Below are 4,614 nucleotides of genomic sequence, written 5' to 3' on the forward strand. Positions count from 1 at the left end.
CAGAAGCTCTTCACAGAAAAAATATCATCATGACCAATGATACAATCATTGTTCACGCTGCTGTCAAAAAAGTGCTGGATTTAGAAGCAGATGTTTGGCTGTTACCAGAAACATCTTTGAAAATTCTCACAACAATGGAAACAAATTTAAGAGCAGCATGGAGACAAGAACAAGCCATTGGTCGTGAATTAAGTTTGTCGTGGTGGATTTCAAAACTCATGATTTCTGGTGTGCAAAAAGTCATTGCCATTACCCCAACAAGGGACAGTATGGTTTGTGATGAAGAAGTTTTATCGATTGGAAAAATCACCTTAAACTTCAAAGGGCGGGCGCGCTAATGGGTGGTACTTTACTCCCCACAAATGCAACGGAATTTGAAAGGCGCCTTGCTGATGTTTGCGATTTTCATCAAGATGTTGATGGTTCTGTTTTGGGGATTTCACGCTCTAAACTGATCACACGCCCTCCCCGTTTCTTGCCGTGGTTGATTGAAGAATACGGGCTTGGAGAGCTTACGCCTTATGTTCCAAACCTCTATGATTTGATTGATCAAGGGCTTCAATGGCAGAGGATACGTGGCTCTCTTGCGGCAATAGAGATGGGTTTGAGATGGTTAGAGGTTTCGGCACGCTTTCAACCCGCCTGGACGGGGCGCGCATGGTGGAATTCCTTTCAACTTGATTTTGATCAGTTGCCTGAACGAACACAGCTTGAAGCTATTGAAGCAATCACTGACCTTTCCAAAAGTTTGCGCTCTGATTTTCGCCGTGGGACCTATGGTTATGATGTGCAAGCTGTTGAATGCAATATGTCACGGCTTGATGACAGCATGTTGGAGTATGAAAGCGGTGTTCACTTAACAGCTGGGAATACTTTGTTTTCCTTTGGACGCACGACAGAGATAGAGCGCATTCTCACAAGAGAAGAAGGCAAACTTATTGGCAATTGGATAGATGATGGGGATGAAGAATTAAGCTGGAACCAAATCGATTATCCATGGGATATGGCAAATTTTCCGTGGTGTTCGGTCAAAAAACATGAACGCGATATGCTCATGGCAGAATGGTTTCATGGTCGCACGCTTTATCTCGTGTTAAGAGACAGCCAAGATGGCGTGATTGGGTATCGCAGATGCTATGCTGTAGCGCCTGTCGAACAAGCTTTGAATGGTGTGTACAGCCATTGTGGTAACAGATTTAACCCTTCTACAACAGGCACTCTGTTGTTTCTGGCAGCCCGCACAGACTTTCAAGATGTTGACGGCAAACAAGCAGCATTTTTTTCAATTTTGGTTCACGCTACCCCCGCAGAAAACATAGCGGTTGGCAAGCTTTGGTGTGACGCCAATGAACTAAATGGCGGTGTGGAGATACTCAAAACGCCCATTAATATTCCTTTGCGTGCCGATGTTCGCGAACAATTCAAGATTTTATTGAGGTTTTAATATGAAGCATGAAAGTGGTCTACCGTTTGCAATTGACAGATCTCGCGGCAAAGAGGAACAACAAAGTGTTGTCTTTTATGGCACGCGTCCCTTTATTCAAAGTGGTGAACTCAACGAGGTTCAAACCATTATAAGGGGACGGCATGACCGCTTGGGGCGCCTTGTGGCACAAGAAGGGGACCGCGTGGAACGGGCTGATGCTTTTGTCAATAAAGATACGAAGACCGTCACATTAACGGATGGCAAGATTTATATCGCAGGTGATATCTTTCCAGTCTCTGAAGCTGTACTCAACAATGTTGCCATGATTGGACGCATTGAAATTGGTGTAAAGCTGCAAAAAAAATGGATAACACACGAAGATGATCCACAGCTCTTGGGGCAAGTGCCTGGCACCTTGGCAGAAGGAGAAGGAGGTGGCGCACGTGAGGTGGCAAAACTTGTTTGGGCACTGAAAGAAGATGCGCAAAGTGGCACTTTCTTTCCGGTTTATATTTTGCAAGATGGTGTTCTGATTGATCAAAAATCACCCTCACTCCTTGAACCCGCCATGCAAGCTATTGCGACGTACGACAGAGCCCATGGGCATTATATCGTGAGTGGTTGCCGTGTGAGCGCATTGGGACCAAACAACGGTTGCCAAGTCTTTAGTATTCAAGAAGGAGAAGCCAATATCAATGGCTTTAAACGCAAACGCTTAGCCGCCTTGCGCCATGAAGAGATGGAGGATTTTTCGACAAGCGTTGTTCCAAGCGAAACGCATATTTTTGCACCCCCAAAAGGGAAAACAAGTTTTACCTTTAAACCCTATTATTTTCCTATTGCCGATATTCAGTCTCTTTTGTTGACAAAAGAAAAAACCGTTAACGTCACCCGCGGTGCGGTTGCCTCCGGGCGTGATGGTGTGCCGGATAAAAGCATCACCGCGTTTATCAAAGTCGTTCAAGGAAGCAAGGAATTTAAAGAAGGCACAGATTTTAAAAAAACCGGAGACACCATTGATTGGGCACCTGTGGGGGATGAACCTTTAGCGGGGAGCAGTTATAGGGTGACGTATCGTTATCGTGCACGGGTGCAGGCTGATAAAGTCACAGCACAGGAAATCACCGTCTCAGGGGGTGCTGAGGGAGGTGATATTATTGTAAGCTACACTTACAAACTCCCCCGCATTGACCGTATAGGACTGAACACAGGGGGTAATGTGGTTTACATCAAAGGGGTTTCATCAGACCAACCCATGGCACCAAGTGTCCCTGATGATGTGCTCTCTCTTGCCACCATCACCAACAATTGGCTTAGCACCCCCCTTGTGGTCAATGATGGCACGCGTGTTGCCCCCTATGATGAGATGTGGCGTTATTTTCAACGGGTGCTTTCGCTTGACAGGCTGATGCAGTTAGAGCGCATTAAAAGCAATGTGGACTCTAAAGAACCTGTTGCCAAAAAAGGCATGTTTGCTGACCCTTTTCTTGATGACGCTTATAGAGATGAAGGTTTTCAACAAACGGGGGCTGTGGGAAACGGTATTTTGCAGCTTGCCATTGACCCAACCTTTTACACCGCTAATCTTACAGCGCCTGTCACGCTTGACTGGACCAATGAAGTGATCATCGCGCAAGAGTTGACAACGGCTTGCGAAAAAATCAACCCTTATCAAAATTTTTCTCCCTTGCCTGGTACAGTCACCCTTACCCCCGCAACAGACTTTTGGCATGAACAGCGCACCGATTGGCTCTCTGGTGTGACCAATCAACTCAATATGGGCTGGAACCGCGGCAGTAGCGTACGTAGAACAGAAATCCGTGATGACTTGATGCGTGCGACACAAGAACAAATCGATTTTTTGAGACAAATTAAGGTGAACTTTAAGATTGAAGGTTTTGGCAGTGGTGAAATCTTGGAAAGCCTTACCTTTGATGGTGTGAATGTTTTACCAAAAACAAAGCTTGTTGCTAACACCAAAGGCATCCTTGAAGGCACTTTCACGATTCCACAAAATATTACGGCTGGGACAAAAAATGTTGTGGCACGGGGAAAAGGAGGAACCATTGCAACAGGGCTTTTTACCGGTCAAGGTGTGATTGATGTGAAAGTGATGCGGCGCACCACCACGGTGAAAATCTGGACGCAAGTCGACCCGCAAGCCCAAGTCTTTACCCCCGATGAAACACGGCAAATCACAGGTATTGACTTTCATCTTTGTAAAATTGGCAATCAAGCCCATGATCTGGTGATTGATTTGGTCACCACTGAAAATGGCTATCCAACTGCCGATATCCAAGCACAAACCTCCTATTCCATGAAGGGCGCAAAGGAAGGGTGGGCAGAGGCACGCTATGATGTACCACTCCTTGTGATGGATGACCGCTTAACGGCTTTTGTTATCAAGACAGATGATGCTGATCATTCCCTCTCACTGGCAAAGCTTGGAGATTTTGATAAAGACAACCAAAGATATGTTTCAAGCCACCCTTATGTGACGGGTCCCCGTTTTTCTTCTGTTAATGCACAGAGTTGGAGCGCGCACCAAGATGAGGCATTAGCATTTCGGGTGCTCGCAGCACGCTACATCAAAACAGAAAAAACCATAGATTTAGATGAATTTGATCTTGTGGATTGCTCTGATTTGCAAATCCGTGCAGCCGTTGAGTTACCTTCAAGCGAGTGTTCTGTTGTGTTTGAAATTGAACGCAATAACGGCACGGTTTATCAACTGCTGCCCTTTCAATTGCTAAGCCTTAGTGAATATATCAGTGAAAAGGTAAAGCTTCGCGCCATTCTTAAAGGGACAGAGAAGCTCTCTCCTGTTTTGTTTGCGCCTGTGCAATTGATTGCGGGGAAGATTCATAAGGAAGCTACTTATGTCACGCGTGCTTTTGCCTTTGGGGAAAAGGCAAGGCTGACCAGTTATATCAAAACCTTTTTACCGGGCGGAGCAACCTTTTCACTAGAAATGCAGCTGGATGATGGCGCTTTCACCCCTTTAAAACTGGATGAGACAGAACAACTCGCTGAACCGCTTTGGACAGAACGAAAATTTATCAGTGGTGACAAAACAGGAAAACAAGCACGTCTCAAACTCACCCTTACTGGTGGACCTTCTGCGCGGTCCATGGTGCGTGATTTTGGCGCCGGCATATTGTGATGGGAGAAAACACATGACAAAAACC

2 protein-coding genes and 1 pseudogene are annotated in these 4,614 nt (G+C 45.8%); all 3 read left to right on the plus strand.

The features are described 5' to 3' along the window. A pseudogene (locus PVV59_RS09270) lies at nt 1-338 on the plus strand (baseplate assembly protein); the annotation flags it as partial. Beyond that, nucleotides 338-1,444: a phage tail protein gene (locus tag PVV59_RS09275; protein WP_273755812.1), complete on the plus strand. Its 1,107-nt coding sequence runs from the start codon at nt 338-340 to the stop codon at nt 1,442-1,444. The pseudogene PVV59_RS09270 and the gene PVV59_RS09275, both read left to right, overlap by 1 nt. A 1-nt stretch (nt 1,445) precedes the next feature. Beyond that, nucleotides 1,446-4,589 (plus strand): DUF4815 domain-containing protein, encoded by a 3,144-nt coding sequence (locus tag PVV59_RS09280; RefSeq protein WP_273755813.1) that lies wholly within the window; start codon nt 1,446-1,448, stop codon nt 4,587-4,589. Nucleotides 4,590-4,614 lie beyond the last annotated feature (25 nt).

The organism is Bartonella sp. MM73XJBT.G (genome assembly GCF_028618435.1).
GTDB lineage: Bacteria > Pseudomonadota > Alphaproteobacteria > Rhizobiales > Rhizobiaceae > Bartonella.

Excerpts from the sequence above, each read along its gene's own strand:
- PVV59_RS09280 (WP_273755813.1), top strand. The coding sequence starts at position 1,446 with ATGAAGCATGAAAGTGGTCTACCGTTTGCAATTGACAGATCTCGCGGC.
- PVV59_RS09275 (WP_273755812.1), top strand. The coding sequence starts at position 338 with ATGGGTGGTACTTTACTCCCCACAAATGCAACGGAATTTGAAAGGCGC.